Here is a 24,942-nt window from a genome sequence, read left to right as displayed (position 1 = left end):
CCCCCGCACCGGCGCCCGCCGCCCCGGCCCCGGTGGCCCCCGCGCCCGCACCCGCCCCGGCGCCGGCCGCCGAGACGGACCCCCGCTTCGACACCTGCAAGGACGCGAAGGCCGCGGGCTACGGCCCCTACGTGCAGGGCGTCGACCCCGAGTACGACTGGTACCGCGACTCCGACCACGACGGCACGAACTGCGAGAAGTAGCGCGACGACGGCGCCGCACCAAGAGACGGCGACCCGCCCTGCTGCACGGCACGTGGCACAGTCCGTGACGTCACCCGCCGAGCGGCGTCCGCGACGTCCTCATTGACTACCGTTCACCCGTGCCGTCCTACCGCGTGACCGCCAACGTCGGGCTGCTGCAGCCCGGGGTCGACGCTCCCGACGTGCTCCCCGCGGCCGTCGAGGTTGCCGAGTCGTTCACCACCGTCGAGGCGTTCGACGTCGCCGTCGTGCGAGGTCAGGCGCGTGTGACCGTCCGCTACGAGGCCGTCGACGACCAGTACGCGCGGCGCGTCGGCTGGGCCGTGCTCGCGCGGCTCGACGAGCTGGCGGAGATCAGCGGGCGGTCGGTGACGCGTCGGTTCGGGTCGCGCTGGTACCCGGTCCGGACGCAGACCTACTGAGCGCCGAGCTCCTCGGCAGCCTTCGCGATTCTGCGTGACCGGGTCTCCGCGGTCTTGGCGGCCTCGATCGGCTCGATGATCGCGCGCTTGCGGCTGAACGACAGGGCCTCCAGGGCGGCCCTGCCGGAGTCCGAGAGGGCCGCCGCCAGGTCGTCGGGGACCGCGATGGTGCGTGGGGCGTCGTCGTACTCGATGTCGACGTCGACCTCGTCGCCCGCCGCGACCCCCGCGCCGGCCCGGTTCTCGGCGCTCACCGGGATGAGGGTCCTGCCGCCGTACGGCGTGACCGTGCTGCGGTAGGAGTACCCGTTGATCGTCACGACGACGGGGAATCGGGCGCCGCGGCCCATCGCCTCGACGACCTCGGCGGGAACCGGCATACCCGTCGCGGACTTGCCGCCGAGCTCGAGAACCGTCCGAAAGTGCATGGGCCGAGACTAGAGCCCAGCCCGCCCGGCTGCCGAGGCCGCGCCCAGCCACGTGTGCGGGTTGCGGTCCCAGCACCAGCCGAGCTTCGCGCGCCGCTCACTGATCCAGACGGCGGGCACGCGCTGGTTGGTGCCGGTGCGCGAGCCCATGAGCGAGAAGCACTTGTTCGACCGGAGCATGTCCGGCCGAACGATCGTCAGCGCGACCCCCTCGTCGATGGTCAGCGGGGTCCGGCCACGGGCGGTCACGGTCGCGAGGGCCGTCTCCGGCGTGACGTTGCAGAACTCCGAGCCGGTGTCGATCGCCCACAGCAGGTACGGGCCGTCGGGAACGTCGACGAGCGCCCGGTAGGTCGGCGCCTCCTCGCGGTCGATCACGCTCACGCCGAGCCTGCTGCCGCGACGCATCGCCGGGGCCAGGTCGTTGACGTCCAGCCCGGGCACGACGAGCACGAACGGCACGGCGTCACCGTCGACGACGGCCGACGGTGCGGGTCCGGGCGCCGTGCCGCGCAACGGCTCCACCGAGGCCCGGAACGTCGCCTCGTCGGTGCCCAGCAGCGCGGGGATGCCGAGCTCCACGTACGCGGTGGTCTGGCGCTCGAGCTCGTCGGCGAAGGACGACGTCGGGTCGAACGCGGTCGACGCGGGCGACGGGGGAGCGGTGACGGTCGGCAGGGACGGGTCGATGGTCGTGACGGGGACGCCCATGGGCTCCTTCTCTGGTCGGGAGAAGGTTCAACGGCCCGGCCGGCCGTGGTGTTCCCTCAGAGCAGCGCGTCGCCCTGACCCAGGATGATCGGGTCGCCCAGCGGACGGGCGGGTCGGGCGCGGCCCTGTCCGGCCGGCGTGGCCGGTACGTAGCGGTGCGCGACGACGAGGCTCGGCTGCTGGGCGTCGGAGGCCTCGACGAGGACCGCGGGTGCGTCGCCGGCCTCGGGAGAGGGCAGCGAGCCGTACCAGGCGACCGCTCCGCGGGCGGCACCCGACGACCGGACCCACTCGCGGGCGACGTGCTGGGCGTGCGTGGGGTCACCCTCGAAGGAGCGGACCTCCGGTCCGGCGCCGCCGTCGACCAGGGCGAACGGCTGGGTGTCGGCGGGGGCGGTCAGCACGACCTCGAGCGCGTGCTCGAGCGCGCCGAGCGCGATGTCCTGGGCAGCGGGCGACGGCGGGTAGGGCAGCTCACCGGGCGTGCGCGGCAGGTCGTCGCCGGCCAGCCGCGGGTTCGGGAACGCAGCGACCTCGGGCGCCGCGGCCATCACCAGGTGCGCGGCCGCGGCGGCGACGTACTCGCCGACCCACTCGGGCGTGCACCCGCCCACCCAGCGCGAGCGGACGTCGGTCAGGGGCAGCGCGGCATCGAGCCCGGAGGCCGACACGACGGTGGGCGTGGGGTCGTCGGAACCGTGGTGCAGCGCCCACCGGGCACCGGGGACGCGTGAGATCAGCAGGTCGCCCACGCCCACCCCGAGGGCCAGGACCATCGCCGCGGGCGGTGCCGACGACGGCGCCGCCGCCCACGAGGTCCGCGCGTGGTGCAGGAGCGCGCCGATCGCGGCGGGGTCCGTGATGTCGATCCCGGCGGAGCGCAGGTGCGCCCGCGCACGGTCGAGGTGTGCGACCTCGCCCGGCGTCAGCGTGCGGATCCCCGGGGCGATGTCGACGGCGCCGGACGCGGAGGTGGGCAGCGTCGAGCGCGCATCGTTCATGGGGGCGGGATCGACCGCGCCGACCCGCTCCTTGAGCCCCCTGGTCGCGATTCCACCCGATGCCTCACACCTCTGGTGGAACGCGTGTCCGGAGCGCACGATTGGTCCCATGACTTCCCTCACCGAGCACGAGCAGAGTGACATCGAGAAGGCCAACGCGACCGGGCTCACCCCGGTCGTCTTCGTCCACGGGCTGTGGCTCCTTCCGAGCAGCTGGGACCGCTGGCGCACCCTCTTCGAGGCCGCTGGGTACGCGACGATCGCCCCGGGCTGGCCCGACGACCCCGACACCGTCGCCGAGGCGAACGCCAACCCGTCGACGTTCGCGAAGAAGGGGATCACCGACATCGCCGACCACGTCGCCGAGGCCGTCGCCGGGCTGCGGATCAAGCCGGCGGTCGTCGGCCACTCGTTCGGCGGGCTGCTGGCGCAGATCATCGCGGGCCGGGGGATGTCCGCGGTCACCGTCGCCGCCGACCCGGCCCCGTTCCAGGGTGTCCTGCCGCTGCCCATCTCGGCGCTCAAGTCGGCGTCGCCCGTGCTCACCAACCCGGCCAACTACCAGCGCGCGGTCCCGCTCACCTACGACCAGTTCCGGTACGCGTTCGCCAACGCGGTCGACGAGGTCGAGGCCAAGGAGCTGTACGAGACCTACGCGGTGCCCGGGTCCGGGGAGCCGTTGTTCCAGGCGGCCGCGGCCAACTTCAACCCCTGGAGCGAGGCCAAGGTCAAGTCCAAGAACCCCGAGCGCGGCCCGCTGCTCATCATCTCCGGCGAGTACGACCACACCGTCCCGTGGGCCATCGCGCACGCGTCGTTCAAGCGCCAGAAGCGCAACGAGGGCGTGACCGAGATCGTCGAGATCAAGGGCGTCGGGCACTCGCTCGTCATCGACCACGGCTGGGAGGCGGTCGCGCAGACCGCCCTCGACTTCGTGCAGCGCTTCGTGCGCTGAGGGCCGTCGCGGTCTTCCGACGAGGCCACCCGGGGCTGGTCCGCCCGGGTGGCCTCGTCGCGTCCGGGGGTGGCGCTCGCGGGTGCGGCGGCTAGCCTGGCGGGGCGCGGGGGGCGTGTCCTGTCCTGCCGTCCCCGGAGTGCCGCATCCGCCGACCAACGCGCGTCGTCGTCGCCGCCGTGACCGCCGCCCTGGTCGTCGGCGTGGCGGGGGGTGCCTGGGCGTGGGACTCGCACCAGGACGACGTGGCCTCGCAGCAGGCCCAGGCCGCCGAGCGTGCCGCCGCCGTCGCGGACGCGCAGGCCTCCGACGTCGAGGTCGCGCTGGGGCACGACGCCGCACTCGACAGCGCTCAGGCCGCCGTCGTGCTGGCCGACGCCCGCGCCGGCCTCCAGGCGGGTGCCGACGGCGCGCGCGCGACGTTCGACGCGACCGCGGGGCAGGTGGCCGACGACGCGGTCCGGCAGGCGCTCGCGGCACAGCTGTCCGCAGCCGACGCGACCCTCGCCGCTCCCGCCGGACACAGCGCCGCCGACCTGCGCGCGCTCACGAGCGCGCTCGCGGGCGGCAACGCTGCGGTGGTCGCCGCCCACGACGCGTGGAACCAGCAGCAGGCCGCGGACGCCGCGGCGGCCGCCGCCAAGGCCGTGAAGCCCACGACCCCCAAGGCCGCCGCCCCGCCCAGGGCGCCCTCGTGCGAGACCACCTACAACGGCCCGCCGTTCTACACGTCCCCGCCGACCGCGGGCGGCGACGGCTCCAACGGCAAGCTCCCGCCCAGCGCGCTGACCGCGATCAGCTGGGCGACGGACCCGCACGGCACCCCGTACTACCTGCGCAGTGTCGCGGCGGCCGCGCTCGAGCGGCTGAACACCGCGTTCCGGGCCGAGTTCGGGCACAACCTCGGCCTCGACCTGACCTACCGCGACTACGACACGCAGCTCGCCATGCGTGCCGCGCTCGGCACGGTCGCGGCGACCCCGGGCACCTCGACCCACGGGACCGGGCTCGCGCTCGACGTGCCCGAGCTGCCCTGCGAGTACGGCTGGGACACCGCGCAGCGCAGCTGGCTCGTGAGCAAGGGCCCCTCGTTCGGCTGGCGCGCGCCGGGCTGGGCGCAGCGGACCGGCTCCAACCCCGAGTACTGGCACTTCGAGTACGTCGGCTGAACCCCCTGCGCGGTGGTCGGCACTGCGCCAGGATGGGGTCACAGGGCGGGGGGAGCCGATGAGCAGGAGCTGGATCTGGTTCGTCGCGATCGCGGCGATGCTCGGCGTGCTGACGTGGAGCACGGCCGTCGGGAACGAGCGCGTCGGGACGTTCGCGTACTGGTCGGGCATGGGGATCGTCGCGGTGCTCGTCGCCTGGAGGGTCGCCCGCGCGCTGGTGCGGCGTGGGGAGTCCGCTCGCGAGGTCGTCGCGCCCGGCATGCAGGGTCTCGACGAGGTGCAGGGCCTCTACCTCGGGCGGCCCGACGTCGGCCCGGTGAGCTACGGCACAGAGGACCGCCCGGTTCCTGGGCTCGTCGTGGACCGGCCGGACCCGCTCGACGACAAGGTCTGGCGCGTCTAGGCGCTCTCGGCGCCGGCGGGGGCCTTCTCGTCCGGCGGCCGGACCCCGTCGGCGCTGCTCGGCACGGTGAGCAGCGAGATCAGCGCGCCACCGGCGAGCAGGCCGGCGCAGATGAGCATCGCGATCCGGTAGGCGGGCTCGAGGGTGGTCGGGTCGGTGAGCGAGGCGCCGACGCCCGCTGCCAGCGGAAGCACGGCGATCGCGAGCAGACCGGCCACGCGCGCGACCGCGTTGTTCACGCCGCTCGCCGCACCGGCCAGGTGGTCCGGCGCTGCCGCCAGGGCCGTCGTCGTCAGGGGAGCGACCGTGGCCGACAGCCCGAGGCCGAACACCACGATGCCCGGCAGCACGTGCGTGAGGTAGGGGGTGTCGGGCGTGACGCCGAGCAGCAGCACCACGCCGACCGCGCAGACGACCGGCCCGACCGTCATCGGGATCTTCGGGCCGATGATCGTGCTCAGCGCCCCGGCCCGCGGCGAGAGCAGGAGCATCAGCACGGTGACCGGCAGCGGGGCCAGCCCGGCCGCGAGCGGCGAGTAGCCGGCCACCACCTGCAGCGTCACGACGAGGAAGAAGAAGATCCCCGAGATCGCGGCGTAGATGAGCAGCGTGGCGGCGTTCGTGCCCGAGAACGGGCGCCACCGGAACAGCGCCGGCGGCAGGATCGGGGCGACGGCGCGCGACTCGACGAAGACGAACGCGCCGAGGAGCAGCACGCCGGCGAGCAGCGTCCCGACGACGACCGCGTCAATGCTGCCCGACTCGGTCCAGGCCGTGAACCCGTAGGTCAGGCCCGCCAGGCCGAGCGCCCCCAGGACCGTCCCCGCGACGTCGAGCTTCTTGGCGGCGGTCGCGTCCGAGCTCTCCGGGACGTGCCGCATGGTCACCGCGACGACGACGAACGCGATCGGCAGGTTGATCCCGAACACCCAGCGCCACGAGGTGACCTCGACGATCCAGCCGCCCAGGAACGGCGCGATCGCGCCCGCGATGCCGCCGAGCCCCGACCAGGCGCCGATCGCCCTGCCGCGGTCCGAGCCGGTGAACGTCGACTGCAGGATCGCCAGCGACCCGGGCGTCAGCAGCGCGCCGCCCACGCCCTGCAGGGCGCGCGCGGCGATGAGCAGCCCGACCGTGGGTGCGACCGCGCAGACCAGCGACGCGATCGCGAACCACACCACCCCGAACAGGAAGATGCGCCGTCGACCGAACCGGTCGCCCAACGACCCGCCCAGCAGGAGGAACGCCGCGAGGGTCAGCGCGTACGCGTTGACGGTCCACTGGAGGTCGGCGGTCGTGGCGCCGAGGTCGTCGGCGATGTTGGGCAGGGCGATGGTGACGACGGTGGCGTCGATGAACGCGATCGCCGACCCGAGCACGGTGGCGAACAGGACCCATCGGCCGCGGGCCGACGCGTAGACGATGCCCCCGGCGGCGGACCCGCCGTCAGGCGTCGCGGGGTCGGTCACGGTCTTTGCTGGGCTGCACCCGCTTCGGCTCGCCCGGCATCTTCGGGTACTCCGGCGGGTACGGCAGGTCTCCCTGCCCCTCGTCGGTCTCCTGCCGGTCGGCCAGCTCGAGGAGCGACTCGATGGAGTACCGCGGTGTCGTCCGAGCGACCAACGGTGCGAACAGGTCGCCGACCTCGGCGAACCGCGCCGGCATCGTCGTGACCGTGAAGTCGTCGGGTGCGACGTCCGCGACCTCGTCCCAGCGCAGGGGAGCCGACACCGTGGCGCGCGGGTTGGTGCGGATCGAGTAGGCGGACGCGATCGTGCGGTCGCGGGCCATCTGGTTGTAGTCGATGAAGATCTTCTCGCCGCGCTCCTCCTTCCACCACTTCATGGTGACCTGGGACGGCAGGCGCCGCTCGAGCTCACGGCCGAACGCGATGGTGGCCCGGCGGGCGTCGACGAACGACCACCGCGGCTCGATCGGGACGAAGATGTGGATGCCCCGGCCGCCGGACGTCTTGGGCGTGCCCTCCATGCCGTGCTCCTGCAGGAGCTCCCGCACGTGCGGCGCCACGCGGGCGGCGTCCGTGAAGTCGGTGCCCGGCTGCGGGTCGAGGTCGATGCGGATCTGGTCCGGCGACTCGACGTCGTCGCCGATCACCGGCCAGGGGTGGAACGTCAGCGTGCCCAGGTTGGCGGCCCACGCGACGACGGCCAGCTCGCTGGGCGCCACCTCGTCGGCCGTGCGGCCGCTCGGGAACGCGATGCGCGCCGTCCTCACGTAGTCGGGCGCACCCTGGGGGACGCGCTTCTGGTAGAACGCGTCGCCCGTCGAGTCCATCCGGGTGGCCAGCTTGGCGCCCTCGAACACGCCCTTGGGCCAGCGCTCGAGCGTCGTCGGCCGGTCGAGGAGCGCCCCCAGGATGCCGTCGCCCACCGAGACGAAGTACTGCACGACGTCGAGCTTGGTCAGGCCGCGCTCGGGGAAGTAGACCTTGTCGGGGCTGCTGACGCGCACGGTCCGGCCGTTCACCTCGAGCTCGACCGCGGGAACCTTCGACGGGGACATGCTGCTCAACCTAAGGCGTGGTTCCGACAGTCGCCCAGGGCAGCGTCACCCCGCACCGATCAGCCCCCGCTGGTGCGCGACCGACACGGCCTCGGCCCGCCCGGAGACCCCGAGCTTGGCCAGCAGGTTCGAGATGTGCACCGAGACGGTCTTCCCGGAGATGTAGAGCTTCTCCCCGATCTGCCGGTTGGACAGCCCCTGCGCGACGAGCGCGAGCACCTCGGCCTCGCGCGCGGTCAGCACGTCGGCGCCCGCGACCCGCACGCCCGGAAGGTCCAGCCGCCCGCGCCGCGCGAGCCCTCGCACGGCGGTGGCCAGCGGCACGGCGCCCATGTCGTCGGCCTCGGTCAGCGCGGCCCCGGCCTCGACCAGCGCACCGTCGCGGTCGCCGCCCTCCAGCAGCGCCTCGGCGAGCCGGAACCGGCTGCGCGCCAGCTCGTACCGGTAGCCGTAGTCGAACTCGTCGATCGTGGTCCGCCAGAGCGCCGGGTCGTTGGTGCCGACGAGCCTCGAGTGCTCGGCGTGCACCCGCGCCAGCCACGCGCGACCTTCCGGTCCCATGCGGCCGCCCCGTGGCCGGCCCCGCTCGGCCGTCTCGACCGCGCGCGCGAGCAGGTGGTTGCCGGTGGCGACCGCCTCGGACACGTCCTTGCCGAGCAGCCGGTCCTGCTGCGTCTGGTCGGCAATCGCCGAGAGCGCCAGCGCGACCAGCCAGATGCCGCCGAGGAAGTAGTCGGACCACGTGCGCCACAGGTACTCCAGCAGGCGCACCGCGAGGGTGACGGCGCCCTCCAGGTCGCCCCGCCAGGTCAGGGCGTCCACCGTGCAACCGCCCGCGACGAGCGCGATGAACCCGTCGCGGTTCCACACCGACTCGAGCGCGAGGCCGCGCTCGACCGCGTCGGCGTCGCCGCGCGCGACCGCCGCATACAGCGCCTGCGACTTGAGGATGTCGGCCAGCTCGTCGGGCACCCCGCCCAGCCCGGCCGGGCTCAAGTCCCCCCGAACGTAGCGGACCAGGTTGACGAACATGTGCAGCTCGAGCCCGTACGCGCTCCAGGTCATGCCGAGTGCCGCGGCCCGCTCGACGCCCTCGGTCGCCATCGCCGCGGCACCGGGCAGGTCGCCCGCGTAGTAGCGGTTGGACGTGAGGTTGTAGATCGTGCGCAGCTCGGTGCCGTAGTCGCAGGCCTCGCGCGCCCGGGCCAGCGCCGTGTCGAGGAGCTGGGCGGCACGGTCCGCGTCGTCGACGACGAGCACCGCCAGCGAGGTGAGCGCGTCGCTCTCGGCGTCCGCGGCACCCGCGGCCCGTGCCACCAGGACGGCCTCCTGCGCTGCGGTGAGGGCCTCGTCGTCCAGGTCGGCGTTCATGGCCGCGCGGGCGTAGCTGGCCAGCGCCCACGCGCGCGCCGGGGTGTTGCCGCTCGGGAGCGCCTCGACGGCCAGGGACGCCTCCCGGATCGCATCCTCGATGTCGTCGGTCGCCAGCAGGTACCGGGCGAGCAGGGTGCGGAGCATGGCCTGGCGCTCGATGTCCGAGGCGGTCTCCTCCACCGCCGCGCGGGACAGCTGGACGGCCCGGTCGGACTGCCCGGCGCGGCTGGCGGCCGCAGCGGCGGCGGCGAGGACGTCGGGGTGGTCCTGGTCGAGCGTCGCCGTGACCTCGGGCACCGCGCCCCACAGCCGCAGGACGACCTCGAGGTGCCGGACCTCCTCGGTCGGGGCGAGGACCTCGCGCGCCTGGTGCGCGGCCTCCAGGGACGCGAGCACGGCCGTCGGCAGGTCGGGGGCGCGCAACGCGTGCGAGGCGAGCTGCGACGGCGGGCCCAGCGTCGGGTCGGCACTCAGCACCCGCAGGTAGGTGCGGTGCAGGGCCGACTGCTCGCCGGGCAGCAGGTCCGTGTAGACGGCCTCGGCCAGCAGCGCGTGCCGGAACGCGATGCGCTCGTCCTCGCCGCCGAGGATGTGGTGCGCGACCGCCTCCCGCAGCGCCGAGTCGAACGCGCCGGGCGCCGTCAGCTGCGGGTCGCCGTCCGCGGCCACGACGGCCCGCAGGAGCGGCTCCGAGACGCGTCGGCCGGCCGCGGACGCGATCCGGGCGAGGCGCTGCACGGACGGGTCGAGCTGCTCGAGCCGCGAGCGCAGGACGTCGGCCAGCGACCACGGCAGCTCGTCGGCCTCCGCGCCGGCCTCCAGGAGCTCCTCCGCGAAGTACGCGTTGCCCTCGGAGCGGTCGATGACGCGGCGCAGGGTGCGCTCCTCCAGCGGTGCGCCCGCGAGCGCGGTGGTGAACTCGCGCAGCTCGGCGTCGGTGAAGGGGGCGAGGTCCAGCCGTTCGACGCGCGGGTGCCGGGCCAGCTCCGCCGCGACCGGTCGCCACGGGTGCCGGCGGTGCAGGTCGTCCGTGCGGTAGCTCGCGACGACCACGAGGTGCTGGTCGCGCAGCCGCGAGACGAGGAAGCGCAGGACGTCGCGGCTCGACGCGTCCGCCCAGTGCAGGTCCTCCAGGACGAGCAGCAGCGGGTGCCCGGGAACCCCGACGGCGCCGAGCGCCTCGACCAGGCCGTCGAACAGCTGCAGCCGGCTCGACTGGTCGTCCAGCGGGCCGGCGACACCGGTGGGCCCGGGCAGCAGCCGGGCCAGCGCGGGACGGTCGGCGACGACCGCATCCACCGCGTCGGCGTCCAGCGCTCTCAGCTGTGCGAGCGCCTCCGCGAAGGGCAGGTAGGGCAGCCCGATCTCGCCGAGGTCCACGCAGTGCGCGACGACGACACGGGCCCCGGACGCCCCGGCCAGCTCCGCGACATGGCGCAGGAGCCGGGTCTTGCCGACGCCGGCGTCCGCCGCGATGAGGACCGCGGTGGGCTCGCCGGCATCGGCGCGCCGCAGGGCCAGCGTGAGCTGGTCGACCTGCGGCGCGCGTGCCACGAACGGTGTGCTCATCGAGCCACGTGCCATGCCCCTGATCCTCGCAGGAGCCACCCACGCGCGGCACTGAATAGCGGGTGCGCGGGCTGCACCGGGCGCAGCCGCCCGTCGGGACGGACCAGGCGGTCGCCCTTCTTGGGGCGCTGCAGGGCGGTGGACATGCGGTCGTGGCGGTAGGCGAGCTCGCCGTCGAGGGCGGTTCCCCAGAATTCAGCCATGGTGTTCCTCCTCAGTACCGCCGGACGGGCGTCCGACGCTTCTTCCTGACATCGAAGACTTTCGTCGTGAGGGGTGGGGTGGCGGATCGGTCGACCGACGGGTCCTGGGCCCGGGATGTGGACGGATCCGCCTCTGAGGTGGCTCTGAGGTGGTCTGAGGTACCTCAGACGGGGGCACGATGGGGGCATGGGACTCGTGCAGGTCGCCCAGCGCGCGACCGACCTCGACCGGGCGGCGGCGTTCTACACGGACCTGCTGGGCGCGCAGCCGACGGCGAGGTTCGACCCGCCCGGCCTGCTGTTCTACGACCTCGACGGCGTCCGGCTCCTCCTCGACGTCAACGCGCCGACCGCCCTGCTGTACCTGCACGTCGACGACCTCGACGCCACCCTCGAGCGTCTGCGCGCCCACGGCGTGACGGTCGAGTCCGAGCCGCACGTGATCTTCCGGCACGAGGACGACACGCTCGGCCCTGCCGGCACCGACGAGTGGCACGCGTTCGTGCGCGACTCCGAGGACAACCTCGTCGGGCTGGTCAGCCACCGCCGCTGACCGCTGGGACCTCCGTCCCAGGCCCGGGTGCGAGCACCCCCTGGCGCGGGGGTTACCGACCGGTCTTCACCCGGACGCGAAGGGGCACCTCGGGCGAGACCCCCCCGACTCGGGCACTCTGGACGGGTGGGCGATGTACGGGACCTCCGGAGCGCGGCGAGCGCGAGGCAGCGCGATGCGCACGTCGTGGACGCCCAGCTCGTCGTCGAGGCCGAGCGGTCCGCCCCGCGAGCGGCGCGACACTGGGTCATGCGCGCGGCCGCCGCCGCCGGGATCGGCGGCGCGGCCAACCAGGTGGTCGAGCTGCTCACCGGCGAGCTCGTCGCGAACGCCGTGGTGCATGGTCCGCCCGACGGCGCCGTGACGGTCCGCGTCCGCATCGACGGGCCCGTGGTCCGGGTCATGGTCAGCGACGGCGGCGGCGGCGTCCCGGTCGTCGGGCACCCCGAGCCGACGGCCCCGAGCGGTCGCGGGCTGGCCCTCGTCGAGGCGCTGTCGTCGGACTGGGGCACGCTCCCCCGCCCGGACGGGAAGACCGTCTGGTTCGAGGTCCGCGACGACGACTGAACCCCGTTCAGGCGGCACAATCGTGAACCAGACGAAAGGGACGGGCCCTGGCCTGCGGTTCGACGGTGCGCGCATCGCCCGTCCGGCGTAGTTTCGGGGCGTAGTTCGGGGGACGACCACGGCCGACGAGGGGCAGCGACACGATGAACGACGAGGGTCAGAAGGGGTCGACGGCGACCCGTCTGCCCGAGATCAGCGCCGAGGTCCGCGAGGACGGCACCGGTGAGATCTCGATCGACGGCGTGATCGAGCGCGTCAGCAAGGCGAACCTGGCCGAGGCCGGAGCCGCGATCACGTCGCGGATCGCCGAGCTCGCCGTGTCCGTCGGGCAGCCCGTCCCGGTGCAGGTGCGCGACCCTGAGGGGCTCTGGTCGCTGATGATCCACCCCGACGGCGTCGTCGACGAGGCACCGAGCGCGCCGCAGCCGACGCCGGCGCAGCCCGCCCCGCCCGTCGCGGCGGCCCCGCAGCCGAACGGAGCAGCAGTGAGCGAGAAGGACTCCGTCGCGGCCGTCGCCGGCCTGCCCGAGACCCCGGCCGCCACGCCGGTGACCCCGCCGACGACCGCAGCGCGCGGTCCTTCGGCCAAGCGGGCCGACGCCCCGGTGGCCCCGGCCCCGGCCGAGGCGAAGCCCGCCACCCCGACCGGCCCGCTGCCGACCCTCGACGACCTGCTCGCCGCCCGGCACCCCGTCGAGCACGGCGGGCCCGCGGAGCACGGCTGGCGGCACGGCATCCGGCGCGTGACGTTCGGGGCGGTCCACCCCGGGCCCGGCAAGGTCGAGCGGCGTCGTCGCGCGGCGTCCGCGTCCGTGCGGCGCACGCTCGACGGGCCCAAGACGATCGTCGTCATCAACCCCAAGGGCGGCGCCCACAAGACGACCGCGACGATGCTCCTGGCCGCGACGTTCGGCCTGCAGCGCGGCGGGTACACGCTCGCGTGGGACAACAACGAGACGCGCGGGACGCTCGGCTGGCGCTCGTCGCACGCCGACCACACCCGCACGGCCGTCGACCTCCTGGACGCGCTGCCGACGCTGTCCCAGCAGGGCACGGTGCGCATCGGCGACCTCGACGGGTTCGTGCGGACGCAGCCCACCGAGCAGTTCGACGTGCTCGCGTCCGACGAGAACTCCGCCTCGGCGTCGTCGGTGGACGCCCGGTCGTTCTCCGACCTGCACCAGGTCCTCTCGCGGTTCTACCGGGTGCTCGTCATCGACACCGGCAACAACATGCGCGCCTCCAACTGGCAGGCCGCGATCGACGCCGCCGACCAGATCGTCGTCGTCTCCACCATCCGCGAGGACACCGCCCAGTCCGCCGCGTGGGCCCTGGACGCCCTGCGCTCCACCGGGCACGAGGAGGCGGTCCGGCGCGCGGTCACGGTGCTGTCCGCGCCCGAGCCCAAGGTGGACAAGGACCTGCACAAGCGGCTGCGCACGCACTTCGGCGCGCTGACGCGCACCGTCATCGACGTGCCGCACGACAGGGCCCTCGTGGCCGGCGGACCCATCGACTACGAGGCGCTGGAGCAGCGCACCCGCGACGCGTGGCTGCAGGTCACCGCGACCGTCGCCGACGGGCTCTGAGGGGCCGCCTGCATCTCGTCGGGACGGCCGTGCAAGATCGCGCAGGCTGACGACAGAGGGGAGGTGTAGGCCATCGTCGACCCTGGGAGCACCGTGCCACCGCGCAGCACGTCCACGTCCGAGAACGCGAGCACGCCCGCAGACGCCGCGTCTGCCGGTGCCGTGCCCGGCGACGACGTGCCGCAGGACGCAGCCGGCACCGACGGCTCCCCGGCCGACGAGCCGCGACTGGCCCTCGTCGCGAACGCCGTGCCGCACGACGACGCGTGGTTCGAGGCGCTCGTGCGCGAGCACGCGACCGCGGTGCACCGGTTCCTGGTCCGACGGGCGGGTCGCGACGAGGCCGACGACCTCGCGGCCGACGTGCTGACCACCGCGTGGCGTCGTCGTGACGACGTCCCCGACGGCGCCGAGCTGCCGTGGCTCTACCGCACCGCCGGTTTCGTCGTCGCGAACCACCGCCGCAAGGGCCGCCCCGTGCCGGTCGAGGACGTTCCGGACGACGTCCTGGGCGGCGACGACCCGGCTGCGCTGCTCATCGAGGACGAGCAGGTGCGCACCGTGCTCGGCGCCCTCGCGCCGCGCGACCGCCAGATCCTGCTGCTGAACGCCTGGGAGGGCCTCGTCGGCGACGGCCTGGCCGCCGTCCTGGGCATCTCCCGGGGTGGCGCCGACGCCGCGCTGAGCCGCGCCCGTGCCCGGCTGCGCGAGGCCTGGGCCGCGGCGGACGCCTGACGCCTGACGTCTGCCGGCGTCCTGGCTGCAAGCCCCGCGCCCGTCGCGACACATACGGGGCAGAGGACCACCCCGTACAGGAGGCAGACACATGAACGACGACGACCAGACCCAGCCGCAGGACGACGCTGCGTTCGCGCGGCTGCAGGCCGCCGACCCCGCCGGCGGCGCCGCCCCGGACCTCACCTCCGTGTACGCGGCCGTCGCGGAGGCCACGGGGGTCGTCGTGACCGAGGAGACGATCCCGGTCGACGAGCTCTCGGCCCGTCGCGCCCGGCGCGCACCGCGCTGGCTGCAGGCCGCGGCGATCGTCGCGGGGATCGCGGTCATCGGGGGCGGGAGCTACGCGCTCGGCGGCGCCAACGCCGGCTCGACGCCCGTCGCGGAGCCTGCGATGAGCCTGGGCGACAACGGGAGCACCGGGAGCGGCGGCGCGGCCGACTCCGCGGCGGCCCCGGAGGCGGCGAACAGGCTCGCGGCCGGTGCGGACTCGAAGCTGGCGGGCTGGGGCTTCGGGCGGACCGTGTTCGCGTCCGAGGGCCTGTCCACCGACGGCGGCAGCGCGCCCGCCTACGGCTTCGACGCGGTGGCCACGTACTCGCAGGCGACGATCGAGCGGGTCGCCGCGGCGCTCGGGGTGACCGGCACCGCGACGCAGCAGTACGGCCAGTGGACCGTCGGCACCAACGACGGCACCGGTCAGAACGTCTCGATCTCGTCCGACGGCCTCACGAGCGTGTCCTACTACGACCCGACGCGGGACCCGTGGTCCTGCATGAAGTTCGACACCGAACCGGTCGAGCCGCCCGCGGACGGCGCGGCGGGCGCCGGCACCGACGCGGTCGCCCCGGCCCCCGGGCCCAGCTGCGACCCGAGCACCGGCTCCGCGCCGAGCGCGGACTCGGCCGTCTCCACGGCGAAGGACACGATGTCCGCGCTGGGTGTCGACCCGTCCGGCTTCGAGTTCGAGCCCATGACCGACTCGTCGGGCGCGCAGATGACCACGGTGTCCGCGTACCAGGTGGTCGACGGGCAGCGCTCCGGGCTGTCCTGGAGCTTCACGATCGTCGCGTCAGGTGTCCAGTCGCTGTACGGGTCGCTCGCGCCGGTCGTCTCCCTCGGCGACTACGACGTGATCAGCCCGACGGAGGCCGTCGCGCGGCTCAGCGACCCCCGCTTCGGCTCGTCGTACGGCGGCATCATGCCGCTGGCCGCGGATGCCCGCTCCGCCATGGGCGGGACCGCCGACGCGATCGCGCCGGCACCCTCCGACGAGCCGACCGTCCCGGCGACGCCCGCCCCCGGCAGCCCGCTGGCGTGGCCGGTGCAGCACGTGACCCTCGTGTCCGCGAAGCTCGGCGTGGCCATCACCACGCTGCCCGACGGCGCCTCCGTCCTGGCCCCGACGTACGAGCTCGCCGACGCCGACGGCATGACGTGGACCGTGATCGCGGTCGCCGACGACGACCTGGACTTCACGTCCTGACGCCTGCGAACCACGGCCGGCCCGCACCTGGAGGGGGAGCGGGCCGGCCGTTCGTCTGCGAGCGGGACCGGCGTCCGTGTCACCCGGGACCAGGTGGGCGCGGGCTGACAGACTGACCGCATGGTCGAACGCCCCGAGAAGCTGCTGCTGCTCGACACCGCCTCGCTGTACTTCCGCGCGTACTTCGGCGTCCCGCAGACGATGACCGCGCCCGACGGCACCCCGGTCAACGCCGTGCGCGGGCTGCTGGACATGATCGCTCGGCTGGTCACCGACCTGCGGCCCTCCCGGCTCGTCTGCTGCTGGGACGACGACTGGCGGCCGGCGTTCCGCGTCGACGCGATCCCGTCGTACAAGGCGCACCGGGTCGCCGTCGAGGTGCCGGGGACCACCGGTCTCGAGGAGGTCCCGGACACGCTCTCGCCGCAGGTCCCGCTGATCGTCGACGTGCTGGCCGCCCTCGGCATCGCACGTGTCGGGGTGCCGGGGTACGAGGCCGACGACGTCATCGGGACCCTCGTCGCGCGCGAGGTGGCCAAGCCCGCGGACCGCGCGATCGTCGAGGTGGTGACCGGCGACCGCGACCTGTTCCAGCTGGTCGACGACGACGTCCCCGTACGGGTGCTCTACACGGCGCGTGGCATCCGCGACCTCGAGACCGTCGACCAGGCCCGGCTGAAGGACAAGTACGGCGTCGCGACGGGCTCGGGGTACGCCGACATGGCCGTGCTGCGCGGCGACCCGAGCGACGGGCTGCCCGGCGTGCCGGGGATCGGCGAGAAGACCGCGGCCGCGCTCATCCACCGCTACGGCTCACTGGTCGAGGTGCTCGTCGCCCGTGACGCGGGGGACGCGGGACTGAGCCCGACGCAGCGCCGCCGGCTGGTCGAGTCGTCGTCCTACCTGGCCGTCGCGCCCGCGGTCGTGCGGGTGGCGCCGGACGCACCGGTGGGAGAGCTCGACGACCGGTTGCCGTCGGTCGTGGCGAACGCCGAGGAGCTCGTCGCGCTCTCCGAGCGGTGGGGGCTCTCGTCGAGCGTCAAGCGCGTGGTGGACGCCCTCATGCTCTGAGGCCGGGTGAACCCACCGCGTACCGGCCGTCCGCGACGGCGGCTCAGTCCTTGACGAAGACGTTCGCTGCCGCCTCGTGCCAGCCCGCCGGGGCGGTGGCGCCCGTCGGGACCAGCATGACGTCGTCGATGACCAGGTCGCTCGGTGAGCCGGCCGTCGAGGCGCAGCTGGTCCGGACGAGGTCGCCGAGGGGGACCGAGACCAGGCACAGCTGGTCGCCGGGCGCGGCGGCCGCGTAGTAGGCGGCCGCGTCGTCGGAGAGCAGGAGCCGCGTCGTCTCCGGGAAGACGAGCAGGTCGGCCAGGTCGCTCGGCGCGATCTCGTCGGCGGACCGCTGCGTCTCGGCGAGCGCCGGGACCAGGGTCGCCGGGTCGGCGGCCGGTGCCACGACGTCCCCGTCCAGCCGGACCCAGACCAGCGCGGCGACGACGAGCAGCGCGGCGCCCGCCAGCGCGAGCACCGTCAGGAGCCTCGAGCGCTGACGCGACGGCGCCGCGGCGCCGAAGCCGGTGAACGCGTCGCTGAACAGGTCTGCGTCGTCGTACGTGGTCATACCGACGATCATCGGCCGATCCGGCGCCCGACCTGAGCAGCACGCGCACCATCGTCCCGATTCGTCCCTCGTTCGGGCGATGCGGTCGTCCGGGAGGGCCCTCGGGCGCGGCAGAATGCTCCCTGTGATCACGGTCAGCACGGACGGTTCCTGCCTGCGCAACCCGGGAGGAGCCATCGGCTGGGCCTGGGCCAACCACGACGGCACGCACGACAGCGGTGGGCACGCCTCGGGCACCAACCAGATCGCCGAGCTCATGGCCGTCCTCGAGGCCATCCGGTCGCACCCCGGCGACGAGCCCCTGACCATCCAGGCCGACTCGCAGTACGCGATCAAGTGCTCGTCGGAGTGGATCCACGGCTGGCGGCGCAAGGGCTGGCGGACGGCGTCGGGCGGTCCCGTGCAGAACCTCGCGCTGATCCAGGACATCGACGCCGCGATCTCGTCGCGACCTGGCGGTGTCGCCTTCGAGTGGGTGCGCGGGCACCGCGGCGACCAGTTCAACGAGCGTGCCGACGAGCTGGCGGGCATCGCCGCCCGCGCCGTGCGCGACGGGGTGGACCCGGCGCCGCCGTCGTTCGCGGGCCGGCCGCTCGTCGTGCTGGCCCCGGTCTCTCCCGGAGCCGGCCTCTACGAGGACCCCGACGTTCTCTTCTAGGTCAGTGCGTGGAGCGGTTGCCGGCCAGGATCGCCAGCGCGCCGCCGACGGCCTCGTGCAGGTGGGCCGCGAGCCAGCCGCCCGGCGCGTGACCCCAGTTCTTGCCCACGGACGCGATCGGGAAGATCACCAGGTCGTGCACGGGGTGGCTGAGCACCAGCTCGGGGGGGCCGTCGCCGTGCGCCGTGCTCCACACCAGGCCGGGGACGCGTTCGGCGACGAGGTCGCCCAGCGCGACGCCGAAGGCGTGGACCAGCGGGGTCGAGTCGGCGCGGTCCTCGCCCTGCAGCCACATCGCCTGGACGCGGTCGAACAGGTCGCTGACGGTCTGGGCGTCGGCGGACCCACCGCACAGGTCCGCGACGATCTCCCGGTGCTGGGCAGCCCAGACGGCCTCGGCAGCGTTGAGGGGCTCGACGCGGACGTCGCGGCTCTCGTCTGCCGGGGTGTGCGGGTGTGGCACCTCGAGGCCGTCCTACCCTCTCGGGATCGCGCGGCCTTCGTCGTACGGCGCCTAGCTCTTCGGTGTGACCGTCATCGTGTGGCTCGCCGCCGATCCGGAGAAGCCACGGTCACCGCCGTAGGTGGCGACGACCGGTCCGGTCTTCTGGACGGCCGGCAGCGTGATCGTGCCCACCCCGCCGGTCAGCTGGGCGGTCCCGATCCGCTTGCTGTTGAGCGTGAACGTCACCGTGCCCGTCGGGGCGGGTGCGCCCGAGGGCCCGGTGACGGTGACGGTGATGGTCGGGGTGCTGCCCTTGGGCACCGACCACTTGACGGCGGAGAGCGCCGACGACGACTTCGCCTTGGTCACCGTGTACGACTTGCTCGCGTGCGACCCGGAGACGTCCGGGCTGCCGGCGAACACCGCCGTGAGGGTGCGCGACCCCACGGCCAGGTCGGCGGGCAGCGTGATCGTCGCCGTGCCGGTGGTGCCGCTGACGGTGAGCGTGCCGGTCCCGATCACGACGCCACGGGACTTGATCGTCACGTCGCCCGCCGGGGCAGCCGAGTCTCCCTTGACCTTGACGGTCGCGGTCGTCGGGGTGCCGAACGGCGCGCTGCTGCGGGACAGCTTGAGCGTCGTCGTGGACGCCGACTTCTTGATGTCGACGCTCACCGCCGGTGACGTGGACGGTGCGTAGGCGCCGTCGCTGGGTGCGAACGACGCGGTCAGCGAGTGCGTCCCGGCGCCGAGCTTGACCGTGACGCTCGCCTTGCCGCCCGCCACCGGCGCGGACCCGACCGGCGTGGCGCCGTCCAGGAACGTGACGGTGCCGGTCGCGGCCTTCGGCGAGACGGTGGCCTTGAGCGTCAGCGGCTTGCCGGCCTTCTTGTCCCCGGAGACGGAGAGCGTGGTGGTGGTGGCGGTCGCCGTCGGAACCGTGACGTCGACCGTCTGCCACCGGGACCCGGGGTCGGGGTTCTGGTTCTTGAGCACCAGGAGCTGGCCGGTAGCGGCGCCGGTGCCCTTGTGCACCGGAAGGACCTCGCCGTCGGCGCCCAGCGAGGTGAACGAGTCCTCGATGTTGTTCTCGAACCAGAACGGCGGGTCGTACGGGTCGATCGTGAACGTCGGTGCCGTGTCGACGACGTTGGAGCCGTCGGGCGCGTACCCCGAGAACGTCCAGACCTTGACCGTGGGCGTGGCGCCGACCGGGATCCCGGCCGCTGCCAGTGAGATCGGGGCGACGAGGACGTTGGAGTCGAAGACCCCCGCGTCGATGTCTCCGGCGAACCCGTTGATCAGCTCGGTGTCGACGACGTCGCCCGTGGCCACGTCGTACGTCTGCGCGATCGTGACGTCAGCGCTCGGGTCGGCCTTGATGACGTCCGTCTCCAGGTCCGTGGTGCCGTCGCCGTCGATGTCGATCTCGATGACGGGGTTCATCGCCAGACCCAGGCTGGCCCAGTCCCCGTTGGTCGCGATGCCGATGCCGAGCATGCCGTCGGCCGGGTCACCACCGGCGGCGGCGATCGCGGGTGCCGTCGACGTCCAGCCGACGGCCCGGATGTCTCCGGACGCGACGGTGGACGCCGAGGTGTGGATCCCCGGGGTCGGCTCGAGCTGCGGGCTGAGCGTTCCCAGGACGAGCGGCGTGGTCAGCGAGTACCACCCGCCGGACGCCACCCCGGCACCGTGCACCGGCAGGCCCGCGGTGGTGGTCGTCGGGTCGGCGAAGGCCACGGGTCCGGCGGACAGGTTCGAGACGAGGCGCGCGGCGGCCTGCAACGGCACGCGGAGCTCCTGGTTCCCGGATGTCAGGACGAGCCGACCGGTCACCTCGGCCACGTACTCGCGCGGGACGCCGAGCTGTTCGGTCGCCATGGTCGGGTCGATCTCGCGCTCGAGGGTCGCGGGGTCGGCTGTGAGCGTCAGGGTCACGATCGAGGTCCCACCCGGCGGAAGGACGAACGAGGCCGGCGAGGCCGTGATGGTCGCGCCCCCCTCGGTCGTCGGGTGCGTCACCCCGGTGGTGAACCGCTGGCTGATCGTGGCGAAGTTCTGCACCGTGACGGTCTTCTTCGCGACGACGGTCGACGGGCCGACGTTGACGATGCCCCAGTCGACCGACGTCTGCGCCGGCGCCTGGGTGTTGTACGCGATCACGGCCGTCGAGACGGCGTTCGGGGCGTCCACACGGCCGGAGCCGGTCCGTTCGGGCCCGTAGACCAGGCCCTGCCCGTTCGGCTCGGTGGTGACGTCGTGCGTGGCCGTGTTGACGACGGCGGACTTGACCTGCGCCGCGTTCCAACCCGGGTGCGCCGCGATGACGAGCGCCGAGATGCCCGCCACGTGCGGCGTGGCCATCGACGTGCCGGTCTCCGTCAGCGACTCGGTGCCGCTGCCGGACCGGACGGACGCGATCTGCGTGCCCGGGGCGGCCAGGTCGGGCTTGCCCCAGCCGAGCGACCCGTGGATGCCGCGGGACGAGCTCTCGGCGAGGACGTCGTCGGCCACGCTCTCGGACGCGGCCGCGTCGAGACCGGGACCGATCTCGACGGTGAGCGTGCCCGCCTGGATCTCCGGGAGCAGCAGGTTGGTGGTGGCCTGCGTCATCTGCGCGCCCGGGATCAGGGCGCTGCCCGTGATGCCGGCCGCGAAGATCAGCCGGTCGCCGGAGAGCAGAGCGCCGACGGCCCCCGCGGCGGCGGCGTTGTTCATCCGGCCGGCGGACCCGCAGCGGCGGGTGCTGTCGTCGGAGTCCCAGGTCAGGTAGGCGATCTTGCCGGCGACGGCAGCCGCCTGCTCGGGCGTGAACGGCGTGCACCCGTCGAAGCCAGCACCCGGGTCCCCGACGGGGGCGGTCACGTCCGGGCCCACGTAGGCGACCGAGTTCTGCGCGGCGTGCAGCCCGATCAGGCTGGGGTCGGCCGCGGCCGTGACCTTGACCGCGGCGAACGTCATCGGGCCGACCGAGTTGGCGACGGTGATGGCACTGGCGGCGTTGCCGGGCGAACCGGCGATGTCCGTGACGTCCCCGCCGTTGCCGGCGGCGATCACGACGACGGTGCCGAGCGCGGAGAGCTTGTCGACCATGAGGTTCTCAGGGTCGTCCGCGGGGGCGCCGTCGGCACCGAGCGACATGTTCACCACGTCGAGGCGGTCGCTGTAGTCGCCGTCCTGGTTGGGGTCGGCGGCGCGGTCCAGGGCGAGCGAGACCAGGTCGGTCGAGCCGCCGATGTCGCCGAACACCTTGTACGCGTAGACGCCGGCTCCGGGTGCGGTCCCGGGGCCGACCTTCCAGTCGGCGACGGACGCGAGCGAGCTGTAGTCGCCGCGGAACGTGGTGCCATCGGCCTGGACGCCGAAGCCGGCCGCGGTGCCGGTCACGTGCGTGCCGTGGCCTCCGGGCGGGTCGATCGGGTTGTCGTCGGGGGTCGGGACGGGGGTGGCGGCCGGGTCCGTGGCGTTGGGGTCGGCGTCGTAGTTGGGGCCTGCGAAGTCGTACCCGCCCAAGAACTTGGTCGGGTCGAACGAGCCGGGCTGGATCGGCAGGGTGCCGTCCGTGCCGTAGGCGGCGTCGTAGGCCTCGACCGTGCCGGGTCCGCCGAAGCTGGCGTGGGTGTAGTCCATCCCGGAGTCGATGACGCCGATGCGCACCCCTTCACCCGTCACGCCGGTGTTCTGCCAGGTCGCCAGGGCCTTCGTGAACTCGACGGTGTGCGCGTTCTCGATCGTCTTCGGGACGACGCGGTAGACGGCGACGACGTCGGGCGACTCGGCGAGCGCGCGCACCTGCTCCGCGTCTCCGGTGACGAGGGTGCCGGCCACGAGGTTGGTCAGCGTCGCGAGCTGCTTGGGGGCTGCCGATCGCGCGTTGCGCGCCGACACCTGCGCCGGGACCACCTCGTCGGCCAGCGCCTCGGTCTTGCCCGCCGCCGCCTTGACCTGCGCCGGGCCACCGCCCGCGGCCGCGACGTCGGTGCCGGACTTCGTCGCCAGCTGGACGAACGCCGTGACAGACCCCTCGGCCGCCTTGAAGTCGCCGAAGACCTTCGCGTTCGGGCCGGCCTTGGGTGCCGATGACGCGACCTTCAGGCCGTCGGGGGTCGGTGGTGGTGCGGCCGAGGCCATCCCGGTACCGACCATCACGGTGCTGACCGTGAGGGACAACGTGGCGAGCGTGGCGACGACCGATCGACGTGACATGTGCGCATCCCTGGTTCGCGGCGGACCCGACGTGCAAACACCCGGCATGACGCAAGTCACACCGAGTGCCTGACTTCGTGCACGTTACTGACCAGTTACCCGATTCGCCATATCTGGTGCGAATCCTCCGGATTCGACCCGGCTCAGCGCAGAGGCACGAATCTGTAGGACCCGTGCGACGTGACGGTGGTGCTCCGGCGCGATCGGACGACCACCAGCAGCGTCGATCGCACGGGGATCACCATGCGGGCGTCGTCGTCGGCGAGCTGCCCGACCAGCTCGTCGGGCAACGACCGCGCGGCCGCCGAGACGAGGATGCGCGGCCAGCCGCCGTCGACCGGACGACCGAGGGCGCCGGGCACCGCCTCCTCGAGCGACGCCCACGGCACGCCCTGTGCGGCGAGGTTCGTCGCACCCCACCGCGCGAGCTCGGGGTCCAGCTCGAGCCCGAGGACGCGCCCCTGGGGTCCGACGAGACGGGCGAGCAGCGCGGTCGTCCATCCGGACCCGGCGCCGACGTCCAGCACGTGCGCGCCGACCGGTACCTCCAGCAGCCGCAGCATCGTCGCGACGGTGCTCGGCTGCGAGCTCGTCTGCCCGTGCCACAGCGGCAGCGGGCGGTCCTGGGCCGCGAAGCCGCGCTGCTCGGCGGGCAGGAATCCCGTGCGGGCGACCTCGCGCATCGCGTCGGCCACGTCGTCGGCGCGCTGCGGGTCGACCCCCCTGCGCATCGTCCGAGCCTACGAGCGTCAGTGCGCCAACGGGGTGGACGGGGGCGCAGAACGTTCAGGACCCGGGTGGGGGTGCCGAATCGCTGGACATGGGTGCCGGTGACTTCCGTCCGCGCGCCTCGACGCGACGTGTCGGGGCGGCTGCTGCTCTGCGGTCAGCCGACGCTCTGCGTCTGGGTCTGGGTCTGGGCCGCCGGCGCGACCACCGGGATCATCCCCGTGCGCGGCACCTCCGCCGCGGTGGGCGCCGGGACGTACTTGGGCTTACGGCCGGGGCGGCCGCGCTCGCGACGGGTCTCAATGCCCTCGAGGGTGGTCGCGCGCCACACCGCTCCGCCGTTCAGCCGTCCGTCGGGCTGGGGGAGCCACGGGACCTTGCGCGACAGCCAGACGCGGATCGTCGCGTGCTCGACGCCGAGCCGGTCGGCCAGGCGGGCGATGTCGTAGAGGTCGTCGAGACCCGTGGCAGCAGGCGGCGCAGGGGTGTCGTCGGTAGGCACGGCGGCAGCCTAACGGTCCGAGTCTGTGAATTGTGTGACGACACCGTAACAAGATGCGCACGAGATCTCCCCCGCGTTTGGGCTCAAGTTGTCCTGGACGCCTGTCCGAAACACTTAACGTGTCACGCGTGAGTAACAAGTTTCTGCGACGAGGTCGGCCCGAGGGCGGTCGGCACGCTGCCGCGCGCCCCGCGCCGACGGTGCCGCACGTGCCCGCCGCCGCCGTCCTGCGCCCCGCGCGGATCGCCCAGGGAGCCGTGGTCGCCGTCCTCGCGGTGAGCCTCTGCGCCACCATGGCCGCGACCGCGAGCGCCCGTGGCGGCGAGGACCTCGCCCTCGGCGTCTCCCACACCGCCCGCGCCGCGGCGGAGGTCGCCGCCGCCCGCGACGGCGCTGTCGATGTCGCCACCGACGCCATCGAGGTCGCCCACGCCGTCCAGGCCGAGGGCAGCCAGGCCGCCGTCGATGCCGCACAGCTGGCGGCCCTCGAGGCCGCGACCGTCAAGCTCAACGACCTCGTCGAGTCCGTCGACCCGGTCGCCGCGGCCGCCGTCGCCCAGGACGCGCCCGCCGCTCCCGCGGCGACCGAGCCCGTCGCGCCGGTCGCGCCCGTCGCCGCCCCCGTCGTCACCACACCGGCCGAGCCGAAGCTCCCGGTCGACGAGCCCGCGGCGACCGCGACGCCGACGCCGACCGCGACGGTGATCCCGGTCGTCCCGCCGACCGACGGCAAGGAGGACGCCGCGACCGCCAAGCTGCGCGACGCCGTCGCCGCCGTCGCCAAGATCACCGCCGACGTGCGCGAGAGCGCCGAGGCCAACCGCATCGCCGCCGCCGCCGCCGCCCAGGCCGCCGCCGACGCGGCCGCCCAGGCTGCCGCAGCC

24 protein-coding genes and 1 pseudogene are annotated in these 24,942 nt (G+C 73.9%); 13 read left to right on the top strand and 12 right to left on the bottom strand.

Annotated features, from left to right (window positions below; all coding sequences use genetic code 11):
- Together AC1DUE_RS19470 and AC1DUE_RS19465 are read left to right on the top strand one after the other, a co-directional pair.
- Positions 1–203 (top strand): excalibur calcium-binding domain-containing protein (locus AC1DUE_RS19470; RefSeq protein ID WP_477041064.1); only part of this gene is annotated, 203 nt, incomplete at its 5' end.
- A 119-nt stretch (positions 204–322) separates the two neighbouring features.
- The gene (locus AC1DUE_RS19465) at positions 323–625 is read left to right on the top strand and encodes a hypothetical protein (protein ID WP_477041063.1); all 303 of its coding nucleotides are present in this window, start codon (positions 323–325) and stop codon (positions 623–625) included.
- Here AC1DUE_RS19465 and AC1DUE_RS19460 read toward each other — a convergent pair.
- From AC1DUE_RS19460 to AC1DUE_RS19450, 3 genes are read right to left on the bottom strand one after another with little or no spacing between them, the layout of a single operon-like run.
- Entirely contained in the window at positions 619–1,053 is a 435-nt protein-coding gene (locus AC1DUE_RS19460) for a DUF1905 domain-containing protein (protein WP_477041062.1), read from the bottom strand. The two genes, AC1DUE_RS19465 and AC1DUE_RS19460, sit on opposite strands and share 7 nt — an antisense overlap.
- Before the next feature lie 9 nt (positions 1,054–1,062).
- On the bottom strand, positions 1,063–1,764 hold the full coding sequence (locus AC1DUE_RS19455; RefSeq protein WP_477041061.1) for a DUF5701 family protein: 702 nt from the start codon (positions 1,762–1,764) through the stop codon (positions 1,063–1,065).
- Positions 1,765–1,820: 56 nt separating this feature from the next.
- Positions 1,821–2,765, bottom strand: coding sequence for a hypothetical protein (locus AC1DUE_RS19450; protein WP_477041060.1), 945 nt, complete (start codon positions 2,763–2,765; stop codon positions 1,821–1,823).
- A gap of 109 nt (positions 2,766–2,874) precedes the next feature.
- On the opposite strand from AC1DUE_RS19450, the gene AC1DUE_RS19445 reads away from it, so the two are divergent.
- The 3 genes from AC1DUE_RS19445 to AC1DUE_RS19435 all read left to right on the top strand — a co-directional run bounded on the left by AC1DUE_RS19445 (position 2,875) and on the right by AC1DUE_RS19435 (position 5,292).
- On the top strand, positions 2,875–3,720 hold the full coding sequence (locus AC1DUE_RS19445; RefSeq protein ID WP_477041059.1) for an alpha/beta fold hydrolase: 846 nt from the start codon (positions 2,875–2,877) through the stop codon (positions 3,718–3,720).
- Positions 3,721–3,899: 179 nt separating this feature from the next.
- Positions 3,900–4,889: a M15 family metallopeptidase gene (locus AC1DUE_RS19440; protein WP_477041058.1), complete on the top strand. Its 990-nt coding sequence runs from the start codon at positions 3,900–3,902 to the stop codon at positions 4,887–4,889.
- Between the two features lie 58 nt (positions 4,890–4,947).
- Positions 4,948–5,292, top strand: coding sequence for a hypothetical protein (locus tag AC1DUE_RS19435; RefSeq protein WP_477041057.1), 345 nt, complete (start codon positions 4,948–4,950; stop codon positions 5,290–5,292).
- Here AC1DUE_RS19435 and AC1DUE_RS19430 read toward each other — a convergent pair.
- From AC1DUE_RS19430 to AC1DUE_RS19415, 4 genes are read right to left on the bottom strand one after another with little or no spacing between them, the layout of a single operon-like run.
- Positions 5,289–6,761 (bottom strand): MFS transporter, encoded by a 1,473-nt coding sequence (locus tag AC1DUE_RS19430; protein WP_477041056.1) that lies wholly within the window; start codon positions 6,759–6,761, stop codon positions 5,289–5,291. The two genes, AC1DUE_RS19435 and AC1DUE_RS19430, sit on opposite strands and share 4 nt — an antisense overlap.
- The gene (locus AC1DUE_RS19425) at positions 6,739–7,815 is read right to left on the bottom strand and encodes a DNA polymerase domain-containing protein (RefSeq protein ID WP_477041055.1); all 1,077 of its coding nucleotides are present in this window, start codon (positions 7,813–7,815) and stop codon (positions 6,739–6,741) included. Before AC1DUE_RS19425 ends, AC1DUE_RS19430 begins: the two co-directional genes overlap by 23 nt.
- A 45-nt stretch (positions 7,816–7,860) precedes the next feature.
- Positions 7,861–10,758, bottom strand: a complete 2,898-nt coding sequence (locus AC1DUE_RS19420) for a helix-turn-helix transcriptional regulator (RefSeq protein ID WP_477041054.1) — start codon at positions 10,756–10,758, stop codon at positions 7,861–7,863.
- Positions 10,755–10,961 carry a hypothetical protein gene (locus AC1DUE_RS19415; protein WP_477041053.1) on the bottom strand — a complete coding sequence of 69 codons (207 nt, stop codon included), beginning with the start codon at positions 10,959–10,961 and terminating at the stop codon, positions 10,755–10,757. The genes AC1DUE_RS19420 and AC1DUE_RS19415 overlap by 4 nt, the downstream gene beginning before the upstream one ends.
- Before the next feature lie 187 nt (positions 10,962–11,148).
- Between AC1DUE_RS19415 and AC1DUE_RS19410 the strand changes: the two genes are divergently transcribed.
- The 6 genes from AC1DUE_RS19410 to AC1DUE_RS19385 all read left to right on the top strand — a co-directional run bounded on the left by AC1DUE_RS19410 (position 11,149) and on the right by AC1DUE_RS19385 (position 16,962).
- The gene (locus AC1DUE_RS19410; protein WP_477041052.1) at positions 11,149–11,514 is read left to right on the top strand and encodes a VOC family protein; all 366 of its coding nucleotides are present in this window, start codon (positions 11,149–11,151) and stop codon (positions 11,512–11,514) included.
- 186 nt (positions 11,515–11,700) lie between these two features.
- The gene (locus tag AC1DUE_RS19405) at positions 11,701–12,081 is read left to right on the top strand and encodes an ATP-binding protein (RefSeq protein WP_477041051.1); all 381 of its coding nucleotides are present in this window, start codon (positions 11,701–11,703) and stop codon (positions 12,079–12,081) included.
- 143 nt (positions 12,082–12,224) lie between these two features.
- Positions 12,225–13,670 carry a MinD/ParA family ATP-binding protein gene (locus AC1DUE_RS19400; protein ID WP_477041050.1) on the top strand — a complete coding sequence of 482 codons (1,446 nt, stop codon included), beginning with the start codon at positions 12,225–12,227 and terminating at the stop codon, positions 13,668–13,670.
- 93 nt (positions 13,671–13,763) lie between these two features.
- The gene (locus tag AC1DUE_RS19395) at positions 13,764–14,405 is read left to right on the top strand and encodes an RNA polymerase sigma factor (RefSeq protein ID WP_477041049.1); all 642 of its coding nucleotides are present in this window, start codon (positions 13,764–13,766) and stop codon (positions 14,403–14,405) included.
- A 91-nt stretch (positions 14,406–14,496) separates the two neighbouring features.
- A complete protein-coding gene (locus AC1DUE_RS19390) occupies positions 14,497–15,891 on the top strand; it encodes a hypothetical protein (protein WP_477041048.1) in 1,395 nt (464 codons plus the stop codon).
- A 120-nt stretch (positions 15,892–16,011) separates the two neighbouring features.
- Positions 16,012–16,962 carry a 5'-3' exonuclease gene (locus AC1DUE_RS19385; protein WP_477041047.1) on the top strand — a complete coding sequence of 317 codons (951 nt, stop codon included), beginning with the start codon at positions 16,012–16,014 and terminating at the stop codon, positions 16,960–16,962.
- A gap of 43 nt (positions 16,963–17,005) precedes the next feature.
- On the opposite strand, the gene AC1DUE_RS19380 is transcribed toward AC1DUE_RS19385, so the two are convergent.
- Positions 17,006–17,515, bottom strand: a complete 510-nt coding sequence (locus tag AC1DUE_RS19380) for a hypothetical protein (protein WP_477041046.1) — start codon at positions 17,513–17,515, stop codon at positions 17,006–17,008.
- A gap of 124 nt (positions 17,516–17,639) precedes the next feature.
- Here AC1DUE_RS19380 and AC1DUE_RS19375 point away from each other — a divergent pair, with 124 nt between their 5' ends.
- The gene (locus AC1DUE_RS19375) at positions 17,640–18,173 is read left to right on the top strand and encodes a ribonuclease H family protein (RefSeq protein WP_477041045.1); all 534 of its coding nucleotides are present in this window, start codon (positions 17,640–17,642) and stop codon (positions 18,171–18,173) included.
- A 1-nt stretch (position 18,174) separates the two neighbouring features.
- On the opposite strand, the gene AC1DUE_RS19370 is transcribed toward AC1DUE_RS19375, so the two are convergent.
- The 4 genes from AC1DUE_RS19370 to AC1DUE_RS19355 form a co-directional block, all read right to left on the bottom strand.
- A complete protein-coding gene (locus AC1DUE_RS19370; RefSeq protein ID WP_477041044.1) occupies positions 18,175–18,636 on the bottom strand; it encodes a DUF3806 domain-containing protein in 462 nt (153 codons plus the stop codon).
- A 51-nt stretch (positions 18,637–18,687) separates the two neighbouring features.
- Positions 18,688–22,827, bottom strand: coding sequence for a S8 family serine peptidase (locus AC1DUE_RS19365; protein ID WP_477041043.1), 4,140 nt, complete (start codon positions 22,825–22,827; stop codon positions 18,688–18,690).
- A gap of 143 nt (positions 22,828–22,970) precedes the next feature.
- A complete protein-coding gene (locus tag AC1DUE_RS19360) occupies positions 22,971–23,558 on the bottom strand; it encodes a protein-L-isoaspartate O-methyltransferase family protein (RefSeq protein ID WP_477041042.1) in 588 nt (195 codons plus the stop codon).
- A 155-nt stretch (positions 23,559–23,713) separates the two neighbouring features.
- The gene (locus AC1DUE_RS19355) at positions 23,714–24,058 is read right to left on the bottom strand and encodes a hypothetical protein (protein ID WP_477041041.1); all 345 of its coding nucleotides are present in this window, start codon (positions 24,056–24,058) and stop codon (positions 23,714–23,716) included.
- Between the two features lie 128 nt (positions 24,059–24,186).
- Here AC1DUE_RS19355 and AC1DUE_RS19350 point away from each other — a divergent pair.
- Positions 24,187–24,942, top strand: a pseudogene (locus AC1DUE_RS19350) (hypothetical protein); the annotation flags it as partial.

It is taken from the genome of Cellulomonas sp. P4_A2, assembly GCF_056402515.1.
This window is presented reverse-complemented; position numbering and strand designations above follow the sequence as displayed.